Origin of the sequence: Pseudomonas sp. ok266 (genome assembly GCF_900110195.1) — a bacterium.
In the GTDB taxonomy this organism is placed as follows: domain Bacteria; phylum Pseudomonadota; class Gammaproteobacteria; order Pseudomonadales; family Pseudomonadaceae; genus Aquipseudomonas; species Aquipseudomonas neuropathica.
The window spans coordinates 519,972-534,462 of the sequence record NZ_FOCU01000001.1 but is presented as its reverse complement, the minus strand read 5'-3'; the positions used below and the strand labels follow the sequence as shown (position 1 = coordinate 534,462).

The window sequence follows — 14,491 nt, the reverse complement described above, 5'->3', positions numbered from 1 at the left end:
GCCAGCGGTGTAGAATCGGCTGATTCATCGCCATTCATCCCCCGGCGGGTTTATGAGCTCAGGCTGAGACCAGCGGCGATCCCGCAACGTCATCGGCAACTTCACGGACACACGGCCATTTCTGAGTGTTCCAGACGTCAATAGAAGCTCACTCCCCTTTGATACCTGATTAGCCGCCCGGAGTGCTCCATGCCAGATTACCGCTCGAAAACATCCACCCACGGCCGCAACATGGCCGGTGCCCGCGCACTGTGGCGCGCCACGGGGATGAAAGATGACGACTTCAAAAAGCCGATCATCGCCATTGCCAACTCGTTTACCCAGTTCGTACCGGGCCACGTGCACCTGAAGGACCTCGGTCAACTGGTCGCCCGTGAAATCGAACGCGCCGGTGGCGTAGCCAAGGAATTCAACACTATCGCCGTGGATGACGGCATCGCCATGGGCCACGACGGCATGCTGTATTCGCTGCCGAGTCGCGAAATCATCGCCGACTCCGTCGAGTACATGGTCAACGCCCACTGCGCCGACGCCATCGTCTGCATCTCCAACTGCGACAAGATCACCCCGGGCATGCTGATGGCTGCCCTGCGCCTGAACATTCCGGTGATTTTCGTTTCCGGCGGCCCGATGGAAGCCGGCAAGACCAAACTCGCTTCCCACGGCCTCGACCTTGTCGATGCCATGGTGATCGCCGCCGACGCCAGCGCTTCTGACGAGAAAGTCGCTGAGTACGAGCGCAGCGCCTGTCCGACCTGCGGTTCGTGCTCCGGCATGTTCACCGCCAACTCGATGAACTGCCTGACCGAAGCACTGGGTCTGGCATTGCCCGGCAATGGTTCGACCCTCGCCACCCACAGCGACCGCGAACAACTGTTCCTGCAGGCCGGCCGCACCATCGTCGAGCTGTGCAAACGCTACTACGGCGAGAACGATGAGTCGGTATTGCCGCGCAACATCGCCAACTTCAAGGCGTTCGAGAACGCGATGATGCTCGACATCGCCATGGGCGGTTCGACCAATACCATCCTGCACTTGCTCGCTGCCGCTCAGGAAGCCGAGATCGATTTCGACCTGCGCGACATCGATCGTCTCTCGCGCAGCGTCCCGCAACTGTGCAAAGTGGCGCCGAACATCCAGAAGTACCACATGGAAGACGTGCACCGCGCTGGCGGTATCTTCAGCATCCTCGGTTCGCTGGCCCGTGGTGGCCTGCTGCACACCGACCTGCCGACTGTGCACAGCCGCAGCATGGAAGAAGCCATTGCCAAGTGGGACATCACCCAGACCGACGATGAAGCCGTGCACCACTTCTTCAAGGCCGGCCCTGCCGGTATTCCGACACAGACGGCGTTCAGCCAGTCGACCCGTTGGGAAACCCTCGATGACGACCGTGAGAACGGCTGCATCCGCAGCTTCGAGAACGCCTATTCGCAAGAAGGTGGCCTGGCCGTGCTGTACGGCAACATCGCCCTCGACGGCTGTGTGGTGAAAACTGCCGGTGTCGATGAGTCGATCCACGTCTTCGAAGGCAACGCGAAGATCTTTGAAAGCCAGGACAGCGCCGTACGCGGCATCCTCGCTGACGAAGTGAAGGCTGGCGACATCGTCATCATTCGCTACGAAGGCCCGAAAGGCGGCCCGGGCATGCAGGAAATGCTCTACCCGACGTCGTACCTGAAATCCAAAGGCCTGGGCAAAGCCTGTGCGCTGCTCACCGACGGCCGTTTCTCTGGCGGTACGTCGGGTCTGTCCATCGGCCACGCTTCGCCAGAAGCAGCAGCCGGCGGCGCGATCGGCCTGGTACAGGACGGCGACAAGGTGCTGATCGACATTCCGAACCGCTCGATCAACCTGTTGGTCAGCGACGAAGAACTGGCCGCACGCCGCGCCGAGCAGGACAAGAAAGGCTGGAAACCGGTCGAGGTGCGTCCACGCAAAGTGACCACCGCCCTCAAGGCCTACGCCCTGCTGGCGACCAGTGCCGACAAGGGTGCAGTGCGTAACAAAGCGATGCTCGACGGGCTGTAAGCGTCAAATCGCAGCAATAAAAATGCCCCGCCAAGTGCGGGGCATTTTTTTGTCTGGCCGAAATCCCAAAGTCACTGCAGATCAAACTGTGGGAGCGAGCCTGCTCGCGAATGCGGTATGTCAGAAACGAAGAAGGTGACTGACACTACGCTTTCGCGAGCAGGCTCGCTCCCACATTGGATCGGTGTGGCTTACTGAATCTCTTCTGGCTTAACGATCACCCAGTTCTTGTCCGCCGTCACCGGCAACCCTTCTTTCGCCTGCGCCGCCGCATGCTTGGCCATCATGCCGTTGATTTGCGTCATGTACTTGTCCTTGCGGTTGACCCACAAGTGAATCCCGCCCTTGGCCACATCGACATCGTGAAACAGCATGTAACCGTCGCTGGTCGGCGTATCGCCACCGACCAATACCGGTTTTTTCCACTCGTCGATGTAAGTGAGGATCGCCGCGTGCTTGCCGGCCATCCACGTTGCCGGGGTCCACAGATACGGGGTCAGTTCGAGGCCAAGGTTGGCCTTCTCGTCATATTTGCCGGCGGTGATCTGCTTGCGTGCAGTGGTCAGTTCGTTGGTCTCGCGGTTCTTCAGCAGGGTGGTCACGCCGATGACGTTTTGCGGTTTGACGTTGTAGCCATACTTCGGATCCGCCGCGACCATGCGCACCAGCTCTTCAGAGGCGGCGGTCATCACGTAGACCTCAATGCCGTTCTCCATCAGCTTGTTGTACAGCTCTTGCTGGCCGGTGAAGATCTTCGGCGGATTGACGTCGAGTTTCTTGACCACATCGCCTTCGTAATAAGTCGCTGGCACCGGCTTGCCCGAAGCCATCAGCTCATCGACGTAGCCTTTGAGTTCCTTGAGGGTGAAACCGGAGAACACCTGCGCCACCCACGGGTAGCAGACCATGTCGTCGACTTCGCAGAGGCGGTAGTAGTAACTGAACAGGCTTTCCTTGTGGTCGGCGGTGTCCTTGAACGGCATCAGTTTCAGGGAAGGGTCGAGTTTGTCGCGGGTGATCAGGCCCTTGTTTTCCATAAACGGCAGCAACGACTCTTCGAGATCGTAGCGGTAACTGGTGTTGTCCATGTCGAACACCGCGTAGTTACCTTTGTTGGCATTGGCGGCGATCATCGCATCCAGCGCTTTGGCCTGATCGGCCGGCCAGTGTTTCAGGTCAGTAGCGAACGCCTGAGTGGCCAGTCCCATGCCCACAGCCAGTGCAACAGCCAGAAATTTCGGTGCGAACTTCATAAGCCTCTTCTCCCTGATTCAAAGAGACCGACGCTAACAAATTAGTGTGACAGTCCTCGTCTGTCAGCGACCGTCCGCGTCCCTATCGCGCCAGATGCATTGCCGAGAGCGACACACGCTTATTCCAAAAACGACGGTCGCCCTAAGATTTCGGTATTAAATCATTGCAAATCAAGCTGTTAGGCTTGCCGGTTCGCAGCAGCCCCGGAAGGCTGTTGGCACAGTCTTTCCTGGAGATCTCATGAATCTACCGTTGATTCTCAACCTGCTGGTGTTCCTCGCCCTGCTTTTCGGTCTGGCACAAACCCGCCACACCACGTGGAGCCTGGCGAAAAAAGTCCTGCTCGCACTGGTGCTCGGCGTGGCGTTCGGCGTAGCTCTGCACACCGTTTACGGTGCTGGCAACCCGGTGCTGAAAGCGTCGATCGGCTGGTTCGATCTGGTCGGCAACGGCTACGTGCAGTTGCTGCAAATGATCGTCATCCCGCTGGTGTTCGCCTCGATCCTCAGCGCCGTGGCACGCCTGCACAATGCTTCGTCGCTGGGCAAGATCAGCTTCCTGACCATCGGCACCCTGCTGTTCACCACTGCGATTGCGGCGCTGATCGGCATCGGCCTGACCAACCTGTTCGGCCTCACCGCTGAAGGTCTGGTCGCCGGCACCCAGGAAATGGCCCGTCTGCAAACCATTCAGACCGACTACGCCGGCAAGGTCGCCGATCTGAATGTGCCGCAACTGCTGCTGTCGTTCATCCCGCAAAACCCGTTTGCCGACCTGGCGCGGGCCAAGCCAACCTCGATCATCAGCGTGGTGATTTTCGCCGCGTTCCTCGGGGTCGCAGCGCTGCAACTGCTCAAGGATGACGTCGAGAAAGGTCAGAAAGTGATCAACGCCATCGACACCCTGCAAGCCTGGGTGATGCGCCTGGTGCGTCTGGTGATGAAACTGACCCCATACGGCGTGCTGGCGCTGATGACCAAAGTGGTCGCCGGTTCCAACCTGCAAGACATCATCAAACTCGGCAGTTTTGTGGTGGTGTCGTACCTCGGTCTGGGCCTGATGTTCGTCGTGCACGGTTTGCTGGTTTCGGCGGCGGGTATCAACCCGCTGCGCTTCTTCCGCAAGATCTGGCCGGTGCTGACGTTCGCGTTCACCAGCCGTTCCAGCGCCGCGAGCATTCCGCTGAGCATTGAAGCGCAGACCCGGCGTCTGGGGATTCCGCAGTCGGTGGCGAGTTTTGCTGCATCGTTCGGCGCGACGATTGGCCAGAACGGTTGCGCCGGTTTGTACCCGGCGATGTTGGCGGTGATGGTTGCGCCGACAGTTGGTATCAACCCGCTGGATCCGCTGTGGATTGCGACGCTGGTGGCGATTGTGACGTTGAGTTCGGCGGGTGTGGCCGGTGTGGGTGGCGGCGCGACGTTCGCGGCGCTGATCGTGCTGCCGGCGATGGGCTTGCCGGTTTCGCTGGTGGCGTTGCTGATTTCGGTTGAGCCGCTGATCGATATGGGCCGCACAGCGTTGAACGTGAGCGGTTCGATCACGGCTGGCGCGATTACCAGTCAGGTGATGCAGCAGACTGATAAAGCGCTGCTGGATGCTGATGAGCATGCGGAGCTGGCTCAGGCTTAAGCTCATCTTTGCCTGATCTGGCCTCTTCGCGAGCAGGCTCGCTCCCACATAGGAATGCGTTTCCCCTGTGGGAGCGAGCCGGCTCCGGGCGGCGTTCCGACGATGCTTTTAGGCTTTCTCCCAAACCTCAAAGCTGTACGCAGGTTTGTCGCCCTCAGCCGGATTCGGCACATTCGAGACCAGTTTCCACTGCTCCAAATCAAACTCTGGAAACCACGCATCCCCTTCAGGGCTCAACGCCACGCGAGTCAGATACAGACGATCCGCCTGCGCCAGCCCTTGCGCATACAGCTGCGCGCCGCCAATCAGCATCAGCTCATCGACGCCCTGCTCCTTCGCCCATTCCTCGGCGCGAACCACGGCTGCTTCCAGCGACGGATAAACTTCCGCACCTTCGAGCACCAGACTGGCCTGACGGCTGACCACGATGTTCAAGCGCCCCGGCAATGGCCGGCCGAGCGAATCCCAGGTCTTGCGACCCATGATGATCGGCTTGCCCAAGGTGGTGGCCTTGAAGTATTTGAAGTCCCCCGGCAGGTGCCAGGGCATGCTGTTGTCGACGCCGATCACGCGGTTTTCACCGAGGGCTGCGATCAGGCTGAGAGGGAGTGATTTAGTCATGCCGGCGAGGATACCAGAGCCGTGCTTACCCCGATAAGCGCCACAGCGGTTATGCTCAGCGCTCATTTAAGCGACGGGACGCCGCGTGACTGAACTGACTCCACTGCAAAACCTCTGGCTGACCGAGACCGTGCGCCTGCGCGAAGAACACGCAGGCCCCTTGGAAGATCTGGAAGCCAACCGACTGGCGCGCACGGCCGGCGGCGATCTGCCGAGCCGCATTCAGCGCCGGGCTTTATGGCTGGCCGAGCGTGACGGGCTGACGGCAGCCCTCAAACACTGGCTGCAAGGTGCGCGTCTGGCGTTGGTGCTGATGGCGCTACTGGCCTGCGTCACTGGCGCAGGCATGGCATTTTCTGCGCTCGGCGACGGCACACGAGCGGTCAATATTTTCTGGGCGCTGGGCACCTTGCTCGGGGTCAATCTGATCCTCCTGCTGAGCTGGGCACTGGGCCTGCTTTTCGCTGGCGAACACGGAGCAGCGCTCGGCCGCCTGTGGCTGTGGCTCAGCGAAAAATTTGCCCGGGACGCCAAGGCCGCGCAATTACCCCCCGCATTACTGGTCTTGCTGCAACGCCACAAACTCAATCGCTGGGCGATTGGCACGCTGGTCAATGGCCTGTGGCTGCTGATCATGTTCAGCGCGCTAAGCATGCTGATATTGATGATGGCCACTCGGCAATATGACTTCATCTGGGAAAGCACGCTGCTGGGCGCAGACTTCTTCGCGGCACTGACTGATGCGTTGACGGTGATTCCCCATGCGCTGGGCTTGAGTGCGCCGAGCGTGGACATGATTCGCGTGACGCTGGACACCGATTACAACCGCGTCCTGGTTCGCCAGATGTGGGCGATATGGCTGGTCGGCGCGGTGCTGATCTATGGCGTGCTACCCCGTCTGCTGCTGATGCTGTTCTGCCGTTGGCGCTGGAAGCGTGGTCGGGATCGCTTGCGTCTGGAGCTGAACCTGCCCGGCTACGCGCAACTGCGCGAACGTCTGATGCCAACCAGCGAACGCCTCGGCGTCAACGACCCGGAGCCTGCGCAACTGCACCGCGTCGAAAGCAGCGTCAGCGGACTCGCCAGCGAAGGTGCCTTATTGGTCGCCATCGAACTCGATGAACAACGCCCATGGCCACCCGCACTGCCGAAAAACGTCAGCAACGCCGGCATCCTCGACAGTCGCGAATCGCGCCATAAACTCCTCGAACAACTCAGCCGCTTCCCGCCGGCACGTCTGGCGATTGCCTGCGACCCACGGCGCTCGCCGGATCGCGGCAGCCTCGCCTTGATCGCTGAACTGGCGCGCAGCGCGGGCGAGACTCGCGTGTGGCTGCTGCAAGCGCCACCGGGCGAAGCACTGGATGCCGAGCGCCTCGGCGACTGGCACACCGCGCTGCAACAGCTGGATCTGCAGTTTGCCGATTGCGCACCGTTGAACTGGCTGGAGAGTGGCCATGACTGATGCCTGGAAAGCGCCGCTGAAACTCGCGGTGGTCGGCCATACCAACGTCGGCAAGACCTCGCTGCTACGCACGCTGACCCGCGATGTCGGCTTCGGCGAAGTCTCCCATCGCCCGAGTACCACGCGGCATGTCGAAGGTGCGCGGTTGTCGGTGGACGGCGAGCCGTTGCTCGATCTCTACGACACGCCAGGGCTGGAAGATGCCATCGCTCTGCTGGACTTCCTCGAACGCCTGGAGCGGCCCGGCGAACGCCTCGATGGCCCGGCGCGGCTGGCGCGGTTTCTCGACGGCAGCGAAGCGCGCCAGCGTTTCGAGCAGGAGGCGAAAGTGCTACGGCAACTGCTCGCCTCCGACGCCGGTTTGTATGTGATCGACGCCCGCGAACCGGTGTTGGCCAAATATCGCGATGAGCTAGAAGTACTCGCCAGTTGCGGCAAACCGCTGCTGCCGGTGCTGAATTTTGTCAGCAGCGCCAACCATCGCGAGCCGGATTGGCGTGAAGCGCTGGCGCGGCTTGGGCTGCATGCGCTGGTGCGTTTCGACAGCGTGGCGCCGCCAGAAGATGGCGAGCGGCGGCTGTACGAAAGTCTCGCGTTGTTGCTGGAGAATGCTCGGCCACAATTGGAGCGGTTGATTGCCGATCAACAGGCTCAGCGCCTCGCGCGTCAGCAAAGTGCGGCGCGATTGATTGCTGAATTGTTGATCGACTGTGCGGCTTGCCGACGCAGTGTGGTCAGCGAAGCGGAGCAGGAACAGCAAGCGATCAGCGAGCTGCGCAAGGCTGTGCGTCAGCGTGAGCAGAAGTGTGTTGAGGCGTTGCTCAAGCTGTATGCGTTCCGCCCGCAAGATGCGGCGGCGAGTGATTTGCCGCTGCTGGATGGACGTTGGGGCGATGATTTGTTCAACCCTGAGACCTTAAAGCAACTCGGCGTGCGCGTGGGTGGCGGCATTGCTGCCGGTGCGGCGGCGGGGGCTGGTGTGGATTTGCTGGTTGGCGGGATTACCCTCGGCGCTGCGGCGTTGGCTGGGGCGATTGCCGGTGGTGCGCTGCAGACGGCGCGTAGTTATGGCAGTCGCTTGCTGGGCAAGATCAAAGGGCAGCGTGAGCTGACGGTGGATGACGGGGTGTTGCGGCTGCTGGCGTTGCGTCAGCGGCAGTTGGTGTTGGCGCTGGATCAGCGTGGGCATGCGGCGATGGATGCGGTTCAGGTGGCGACACCGCAGGACAAGACCTGGCGAGAGGGCAAGTTGCCGGAGGCATTGAGCAAGGCGCGGGCGCATCCGCAGTGGTCGTCGCTCAATCCGCAGGCGAAATTGAATCAAGCGGAACGGCAGGAGCAGATTGAGGCGTTGGTTGATCGGGTGCTTGAGCTTTAGATCGCTACCCCCTCACCCCAGCCCTCTCCCCCAAGGGGTAGAGGGGGAAGGGAGCAGATCTCCAGGCTTTTCAAAACCTGAGTTCGGCTGGATATTTCAGGTCGATGTATCACCTGAGAACAACTCCGTAGGCTCCCTCTCCCTCCGGGAGAGGGCTGGGCGGGCGGCGATCCGATGAGGGTTGCAATCATTCAGCCGCCAACAAAACCTCAGCCTTGCGCTTGAGAACCGCCAAATCAATAACCGGCACCGCCGTCTCCTTGGCCAACTCATCCCACTGGCGCATCCGCAGACTGACCGCACACAACGGATCCCGCGCAAACGCATCCGCTTCAGCCTCGGTCATCACCCCGCCCTGATATTCCAGGGTCCGCCGACTCGCCTCACTCAAGCGTTCGTAATACCCCGGCTCACGCAACGTCAGATACCGCTTGGCCTGCACGTGATATTCCACCAGCCGCGCCATACGCTCACTGAACCCGGCCTCACGCAAATAATCCGCACCCAGCCGTTCATGGCTGACCACGCCATACCCGCCCATGTTCTCCGCGCCCTCGGCACACAAATGGCCGATGTCATGGAAGAACGCCGCGAGCACCACTTCATCATCGAAGCCTTCGGCCATCGCCAGCTCAGCGGCCTGGGACATATGCTCGATCTGCGACACCGGCTCGCCGATGTAATCGCTAGTGCCAAAGCGCTCATACAAGCCGAACACCCGGGCGACGACTTGCTCGTGACCTGTCATCAATCTTCCTCCAGCAACTGCGCGATATTGCGCTCAGCCAACGCCGGGCCGACGCTCATGCCGACGCCGGTGTGCATCAGCGCCACACTTAGCCCCGCTGCCGGGCGCAGGAACGAGAACGGCCCCGGCCCCCGGGAACCATAGACGCCCTGCCAGCGCTCGACCACTTGCACCTTGCAGCCCAGCGTCTGCTCGGCCAGTTCGAGCATCCAGTCATCCACCTGCTCGGCGTTGAACGGTGAAGGGTCGCTGCCGTAATGGTGCGAGTCGCCGATGATCAGTTCGCCGTAAGGCGTCGGGCTGATCAGCAGGTGGATGCCGTTGTCGTGCAGGTGCGGTTGCTCACGGAGGATTTGCGCCTGCACCGCCGCCGCTTCCGGCAGATCGGCGAAGGCGCCGTAATGCACGCAACTGAGGCCGGTGAGCAAGGCGTGTTGCAGATTCAGTTCGGTCTGCGGTTTGGCGCGGAGCATTTGCAGGCGGCAGATTTGCGGGTCGAGTGCGGCGATCGGCTCGGCCAGCAGGGTCTGATAGTCGTGGCCGGAGCAGACGATAATCTGCTTCGCCGTAAAGCTGCCGACGGTGCTGTGCAGACGCCCCGGTTCGACGTCGCGCACCAGCGTGGAGAAATGAAACTCCACACCAAGGTCGCGGCGCAGATAATCGATCAGTGCCGGAATCGCTTCGCGCGAATACAGCTGTTGATCGTCCATGCCGTGCAAAGCGGCACGGTGGTGGCTGAACTGACCGTGATACAGATCGCGCAAGGCAGCGCCGCGCAGCAACTGGATGTTGTAACCGTGTTCCACGGCGCGACCGTTGCAGAAGGCTTCGAGCAGATGTTCTTCGGCTTCAGTGCGGGCGAACAGATAGGAACCGTTGCGCTTGATTTGCAAACCGGCGAGCTGCGCCCAGTCGCCCCATATTTCGCGGCTGGCCTTGGCCAGTTCGAGCATTGGGCCCGGCGGTTGGCCGGTGACCAAGGCCTGACCGAAGTTGCGCACCGAAGCGCCGAGGGGGGTGGCGGTGCGTTCGAAAACGGCGACTTTTAGGCCGCGTTTGGCGGCGGCATAGGCGTGGGACAGGCCAAGGATGCCGGCGCCGACGATCAGCAGGTCTTTGTGTTGTGTCATCTGGATGATGTCCTGCATGAGAGACCGCTTTCGCGAGCAGGCTCGCTCCCACAGGGATTTTTAGTGCCCACAGCATTTGCGTTCACTGAAGATCCAATGTGGGAGCGAGCCTGCTCGCGAAGGGGCCCTGTCAGTCGATGGAGATCTTACTTGGCAACCACTTTCTCGGACTTGCCGTCATAACGCTTGCGCCACTCGGTCAGGATCTCGTCACGATTCTTCGAGGCCCAGGCAAAGTCGTTCTTGATCAGGCGTTGCTCATAATCCGCCGGCAATTCGGTCTGCGGCTTGGCGATCCCTGGCTGCGCGAGGACAGCGAAGTTCTCCTTGTACAGATCCATCGCCTCAGCACTCGCTGAGAAGTCAGCCAGTTTCTTGGCTGCCTCTTCATGCGGCGTACCTTTGATCACCGCCGTCGCTTCGATCTCCCAACCCAGACCTTCCTTCGGCAGAATGATGTCCAGCGGCGCGCCCTGACGCTTGAGCTGTACTGCCGGGTATTCAAAGGAAATACCAATCGGGAATTCGCCCGCCGCTGCCAGTTTGCAAGGCTTGGAACCGGAGTGAACGTACTGGCCGATGTTCTGGTGCAGACCGTCCATATAGGCCCAGCCCTGCTTCTCGCCGAAGGTTTGCAGCCAGGCGCTGACGTCGAGGAAACCGGTGCCGGACGACGCCGGATTCGGCATGACGATCTTGCCCTTGTACTCAGGTTTGGTCAGGTCCTGCCAGCTCACGGGCTTGCTCAGGCCCTGCTTCTCGGCCTCGACGGTGTTGAAGCAAATGGTCGCGGCCCAGACGTCCATGCCGACCCACGCTGGCGGGTTGGCGGCGTCGCGGTAGTTCGCGCCGATCTTGCCGAGGTCCTTCGGCGCGTAGCTTTGCAGCATGCCTTGCTGATCGAGGATCGCCAGGCTCGAAGCCGCGAGGCCCCACACCGCATCAGCCTGCGGACGAGCCTTCTCGGCGAGCAGTTTGGCGGTGATGATCCCGGTGGAATCACGCACCCACTTGATCTCGACGTCCGGGTTGGCCTTTTCGAAGGCTTCTTTGTAGGACTTCAATTGCTCGGCCTCGAGGGCGGTGTACACCGTCAACTCGGTTTTTGCCGCGAAGGCATTCAGGCTGAAAGTAGCGAGCACAGCAGCGGCCAGGGCCATAGGCTTGAACATGATCGTTTTCCTGTAAGTGAGTTGAATCAGTGACCGGGCGCGGTTTGCCGCCAGGCTTGAGAACGGCGCAGCAAGCCGCGCGAAGCCCACGCCAGCAGCAAGGACACGCCCGCCGAGGTGAACAGAATCAGGGTCGACATCGCCGCCGCACCGCCGACGTTGCCGGCGTCATCCATATTCAGCACCGCGACCGCCGCAAGGATGGTGTCGGGGCTGTAGAGGAAGATCGCAGCAGAAACCGTGGTCATCGCCGAGACGAACAGGTAGCGCACGATGTCGAGCAGCGCCGGCAGGCAGATCGGCACAGTGACACGCAGGTAGTGGCGGTACAGCGGCGCTTTGAGCGACAGCGCGGCGGCTTCGAACTCGGCATCGAGTTGGCGCAGCGCGGTGGTCGCGGTCATTTGTGCGGTGGTCAGGTAGTGCGCAATCGTGCAGACGATCAGCAGCGTCATCGTCCCGTAGAGCACATGCAGCGGGTTACCCGTGAGGTTGAAGAAGAAGACGTAACCCAGACCGAGCACCAGCCCCGGCACCGCCATCGGCACAAAACTGAGCATGCGCAGGGCCAGGTTGAGTCCGCGTTGGCTGCGGGTTTTCTCCATCAGGTAAGCGCCGGTAAAGATCAGCACACTGCCGATCAGCGCCGTGCCCAAAGCCATCTTCAAACTGTTGCTGTAGGCCAGCCAGCCACCGCCAGCGGTTTCGTTGAACTGGTAATGGTTGAGTGACAGCGACAGGTTGTACGGCCAGAACTTCACCAGCGAGGAAAACACCGCCATGCCGAACACCAGAATCAACGCCGCGCTGATCAGCACAACAATCGCCAGATAGCAGCCATCGCGCAGTTTCGACGGTGCCGGTTTGAACACCTGCGCACGCCCGCTCATGGAGTCGCCGTGTCGCCGACGCAACCACGCATCGACGCCGAAGCTGAACAGCGCCGGCAGCAACAGCACCATGCCGATCAACGCGCCGCGACCGAATTGCTGTTGGCCGACCACGGCTTTATAGGCTTCCAGCGCCAGCACTTGATAGTCGCCACCGACCACCACCGGCACCCCGAAATCGGTGATGGTCAGGGTGAACACCAGACAGAACGCGGCGAACACGGCCTGTCGCGTTGCCGGCCAAGTGATGCTGCGAAACGCCTTGGCCGGACTGGCGCCCATGCTCGATGCAGCATCAAACAGACGCGCATCGGCGAGCGACAGCGCCGAGAGCAAAATCATCAATGCATGCGGGAAGGTGTAAATCACCTCACCCAGCACAATCCCCCAGAACCCGTAGATGTTGTCCGAGAGCAGGCCGCGCAACATGCCCTGGTTGCCGAACAGATAGACCAGCGCAATGCCCGGCAACATCGACGGCGCCATCAGCGGCAGCAGGGAAATCCCGCGCCAGATGCCTTTCGCCGGAATCAGCGTGCGTTGCAGCGCGTAGGCAAACAGGTAGGCCAGCGGTACAACGATGGCCGCAACGCTGAGGGAAACTTTCAGGCTGTTGCCGAGCAGCCAGTGGAAATTCTCGCTGCTCACCAGTTCCTTCGCCGCGACCCAGCCACCGCCCTGCCCGGCTTCACTGCTGAAGCCGCGCCAGAAGATCGCCAGCAACGGCAGCAACACCGCGACGCCAAGCAACAGCAGCAAGAGAAGCTTGCCGCCGACGACAAAAATGCGGTCGCCAATCTCGGCTTTCGAAGACTGTCGCACCTGCTTGTGCGGTAGCGGCAGCGCGAGGTTGCTGTTCATCAGGCAAACACCTGCAGGCTGCGCGGCGGCAAGGCGACCATGATCTGCTGGGCGCCGAGACGCGGCATGGCTTCCGGCGCGAGTTCGGCGAGCAGTGCGTGGCCCGGCAACTGATCGAGTTCGAAGCTCATGCGGCAGCGGTTGCCGAGGAAGGTGATCTCGCGGACTTTGGCCGGGAACAGGTTTTCCTCATGCACTGGCGGATTGACGTTGATCGCTTCCGGGCGGCAGAACAAACGGCCCGAGGCGCGCTGGATGCTGCCGTCGCTGAGGCGCAGGTTCATTCCGCCGACCTGCGCGTGAGTGTCGCTGCTGCGCTGGAACGGCAGCCAGTTGCCCTGACCAACGAACTCGGCCACGAACGGTGTGGCCGGGCGGTTGTAGATTTCCTGCGGGGTGGCGTACTGCTCGACGCGGCCGTTGTTCATCACGGCGATGCGGTCGGCCATCAGCATGGCTTCGTCCTGATTGTGCGTGACCATCAGCGTGGTGATGCCGAGGTTGCGTTGCAGCTGGCGCAGTTCGGTGCACAGATGCTCGCGGACGCGGGCGTCGAGGGCGGACATCGGTTCATCGAGCAACAACAGCGATGGTGCTGGTGCCAAGGCCCGAGCAAGAGCAACGCGCTGTTGCTGGCCGCCGGACAATTGGCCGGGGAATTTTTTCTCGCTGCCAGTGAGGCCGACCAGTTCGAGCATCTGCCCGACGCGACGGCGTACTTCATCACGACCGCTGCCAGCGAGGCCGTAGGCAATGTTCGCTTCGACGGTCAGATTGGGGAACAGCGCATAGGACTGGAACAGAATCCCGTAGTCGCGGGCTTGTGGGGCAAGGTGCGAAACGTCGCGGTCGCCGAGGTACAGCTCGCCACTGTCCTGCTTCTCCAGACCGGCGATGCAGCGCAGCAACGTGGTCTTGCCGCAGCCCGACGGGCCGAGCAGGCACACCAGCTCACCGGCGGCGACGTCGAGGGAGACGTTATCCAGCGCAGTGAACGCGCCGAAGCGTTTCTGTACGCCGCGCACTTTCATCGGCGCACCGGGGTTGGTCAGGGCAGTTGCGATGGCAGGATTCATGGACAGACCTCATCAAGCAGATGGGGCCAATCCTAGAGTTGTAATGCGTCCGTCATGTGGCGGTGAGGCAAAAACTGGTGATAGTGGTATTCGGGGATTTTGGTTCAGAAGATTCAGGTCTTGGGTTGTTTGAACCGACGCCTTCGCGAGCAAGCTCGCTCCCACAGGGGGGAACGCATTCCAATGTGGGAGCGAGCTTGCTCGCGAAGAGGCCGGCGCAGGCACTGAAC

Annotated in this window: 11 protein-coding genes; 4 read left to right on the top strand and 7 right to left on the bottom strand. The window is 61.3% G+C overall.

Going from position 1 to position 14,491, the window contains the following annotated elements; translation table 11 throughout:
• Positions 1 to 189: 189 nt before the first annotated feature.
• On the top strand, positions 190 to 2,031 hold the full coding sequence (gene ilvD, locus BMY54_RS02520; RefSeq protein WP_093429809.1) for a dihydroxy-acid dehydratase: 1,842 nt from the start codon (positions 190 to 192) through the stop codon (positions 2,029 to 2,031).
• 191 nt (positions 2,032 to 2,222) lie between these two features.
• On the opposite strand, the gene BMY54_RS02515 is transcribed toward ilvD, so the two are convergent.
• Positions 2,223 to 3,284 carry an HAD family hydrolase gene (locus BMY54_RS02515; protein ID WP_093429808.1) on the bottom strand — a complete coding sequence of 354 codons (1,062 nt, stop codon included), beginning with the start codon at positions 3,282 to 3,284 and terminating at the stop codon, positions 2,223 to 2,225.
• 241 nt (positions 3,285 to 3,525) lie between these two features.
• Here BMY54_RS02515 and BMY54_RS02510 point away from each other — a divergent pair, with 241 nt between their 5' ends.
• Positions 3,526 to 4,917: an L-cystine transporter gene (locus BMY54_RS02510; RefSeq protein ID WP_041063642.1), complete on the top strand. Its 1,392-nt coding sequence runs from the start codon at positions 3,526 to 3,528 to the stop codon at positions 4,915 to 4,917.
• Between the two features lie 108 nt (positions 4,918 to 5,025).
• Here BMY54_RS02510 and BMY54_RS02505 read toward each other — a convergent pair whose 3' ends face one another.
• Positions 5,026 to 5,538, bottom strand: a complete 513-nt coding sequence (locus BMY54_RS02505; RefSeq protein ID WP_093429975.1) for a dihydrofolate reductase — start codon at positions 5,536 to 5,538, stop codon at positions 5,026 to 5,028.
• Between the two features lie 85 nt (positions 5,539 to 5,623).
• Between BMY54_RS02505 and BMY54_RS02500 the strand changes: the two genes are divergently transcribed.
• Both BMY54_RS02500 and BMY54_RS02495 read left to right on the top strand, forming a co-directional pair.
• Positions 5,624 to 7,003 carry a DUF2868 domain-containing protein gene (locus BMY54_RS02500; RefSeq protein ID WP_093429807.1) on the top strand — a complete coding sequence of 460 codons (1,380 nt, stop codon included), beginning with the start codon at positions 5,624 to 5,626 and terminating at the stop codon, positions 7,001 to 7,003.
• Positions 6,996 to 8,381: a GTPase/DUF3482 domain-containing protein gene (locus tag BMY54_RS02495; protein ID WP_093429806.1), complete on the top strand. Its 1,386-nt coding sequence runs from the start codon at positions 6,996 to 6,998 to the stop codon at positions 8,379 to 8,381. Before BMY54_RS02500 ends, BMY54_RS02495 begins: the two co-directional genes overlap by 8 nt.
• Before the next feature lie 187 nt (positions 8,382 to 8,568).
• Here BMY54_RS02495 and BMY54_RS02490 read toward each other — a convergent pair whose 3' ends face one another.
• From BMY54_RS02490 to BMY54_RS02470, 5 genes are all read right to left on the bottom strand, one after another.
• Positions 8,569 to 9,129 carry a phosphonate degradation HD-domain oxygenase gene (locus BMY54_RS02490; protein WP_093429805.1) on the bottom strand — a complete coding sequence of 187 codons (561 nt, stop codon included), beginning with the start codon at positions 9,127 to 9,129 and terminating at the stop codon, positions 8,569 to 8,571.
• A complete protein-coding gene (locus BMY54_RS02485; RefSeq protein ID WP_093429974.1) occupies positions 9,129 to 10,262 on the bottom strand; it encodes a TIGR03364 family FAD-dependent oxidoreductase in 1,134 nt (377 codons plus the stop codon). Before BMY54_RS02485 ends, BMY54_RS02490 begins: the two co-directional genes overlap by 1 nt.
• Positions 10,263 to 10,408: 146 nt before the next feature.
• Positions 10,409 to 11,434, bottom strand: coding sequence for a putative 2-aminoethylphosphonate ABC transporter substrate-binding protein (locus BMY54_RS02480; protein ID WP_093429804.1), 1,026 nt, complete (start codon positions 11,432 to 11,434; stop codon positions 10,409 to 10,411).
• Between the two features lie 26 nt (positions 11,435 to 11,460).
• Positions 11,461 to 13,185, bottom strand: coding sequence for a putative 2-aminoethylphosphonate ABC transporter permease subunit (locus tag BMY54_RS02475; protein ID WP_093429803.1), 1,725 nt, complete (start codon positions 13,183 to 13,185; stop codon positions 11,461 to 11,463).
• The gene (locus BMY54_RS02470; protein ID WP_093429802.1) at positions 13,185 to 14,261 is read right to left on the bottom strand and encodes a putative 2-aminoethylphosphonate ABC transporter ATP-binding protein; all 1,077 of its coding nucleotides are present in this window, start codon (positions 14,259 to 14,261) and stop codon (positions 13,185 to 13,187) included. The genes BMY54_RS02475 and BMY54_RS02470 overlap by 1 nt, the downstream gene beginning before the upstream one ends.
• Between the last annotated feature and the right edge of the window lie 230 nt (positions 14,262 to 14,491).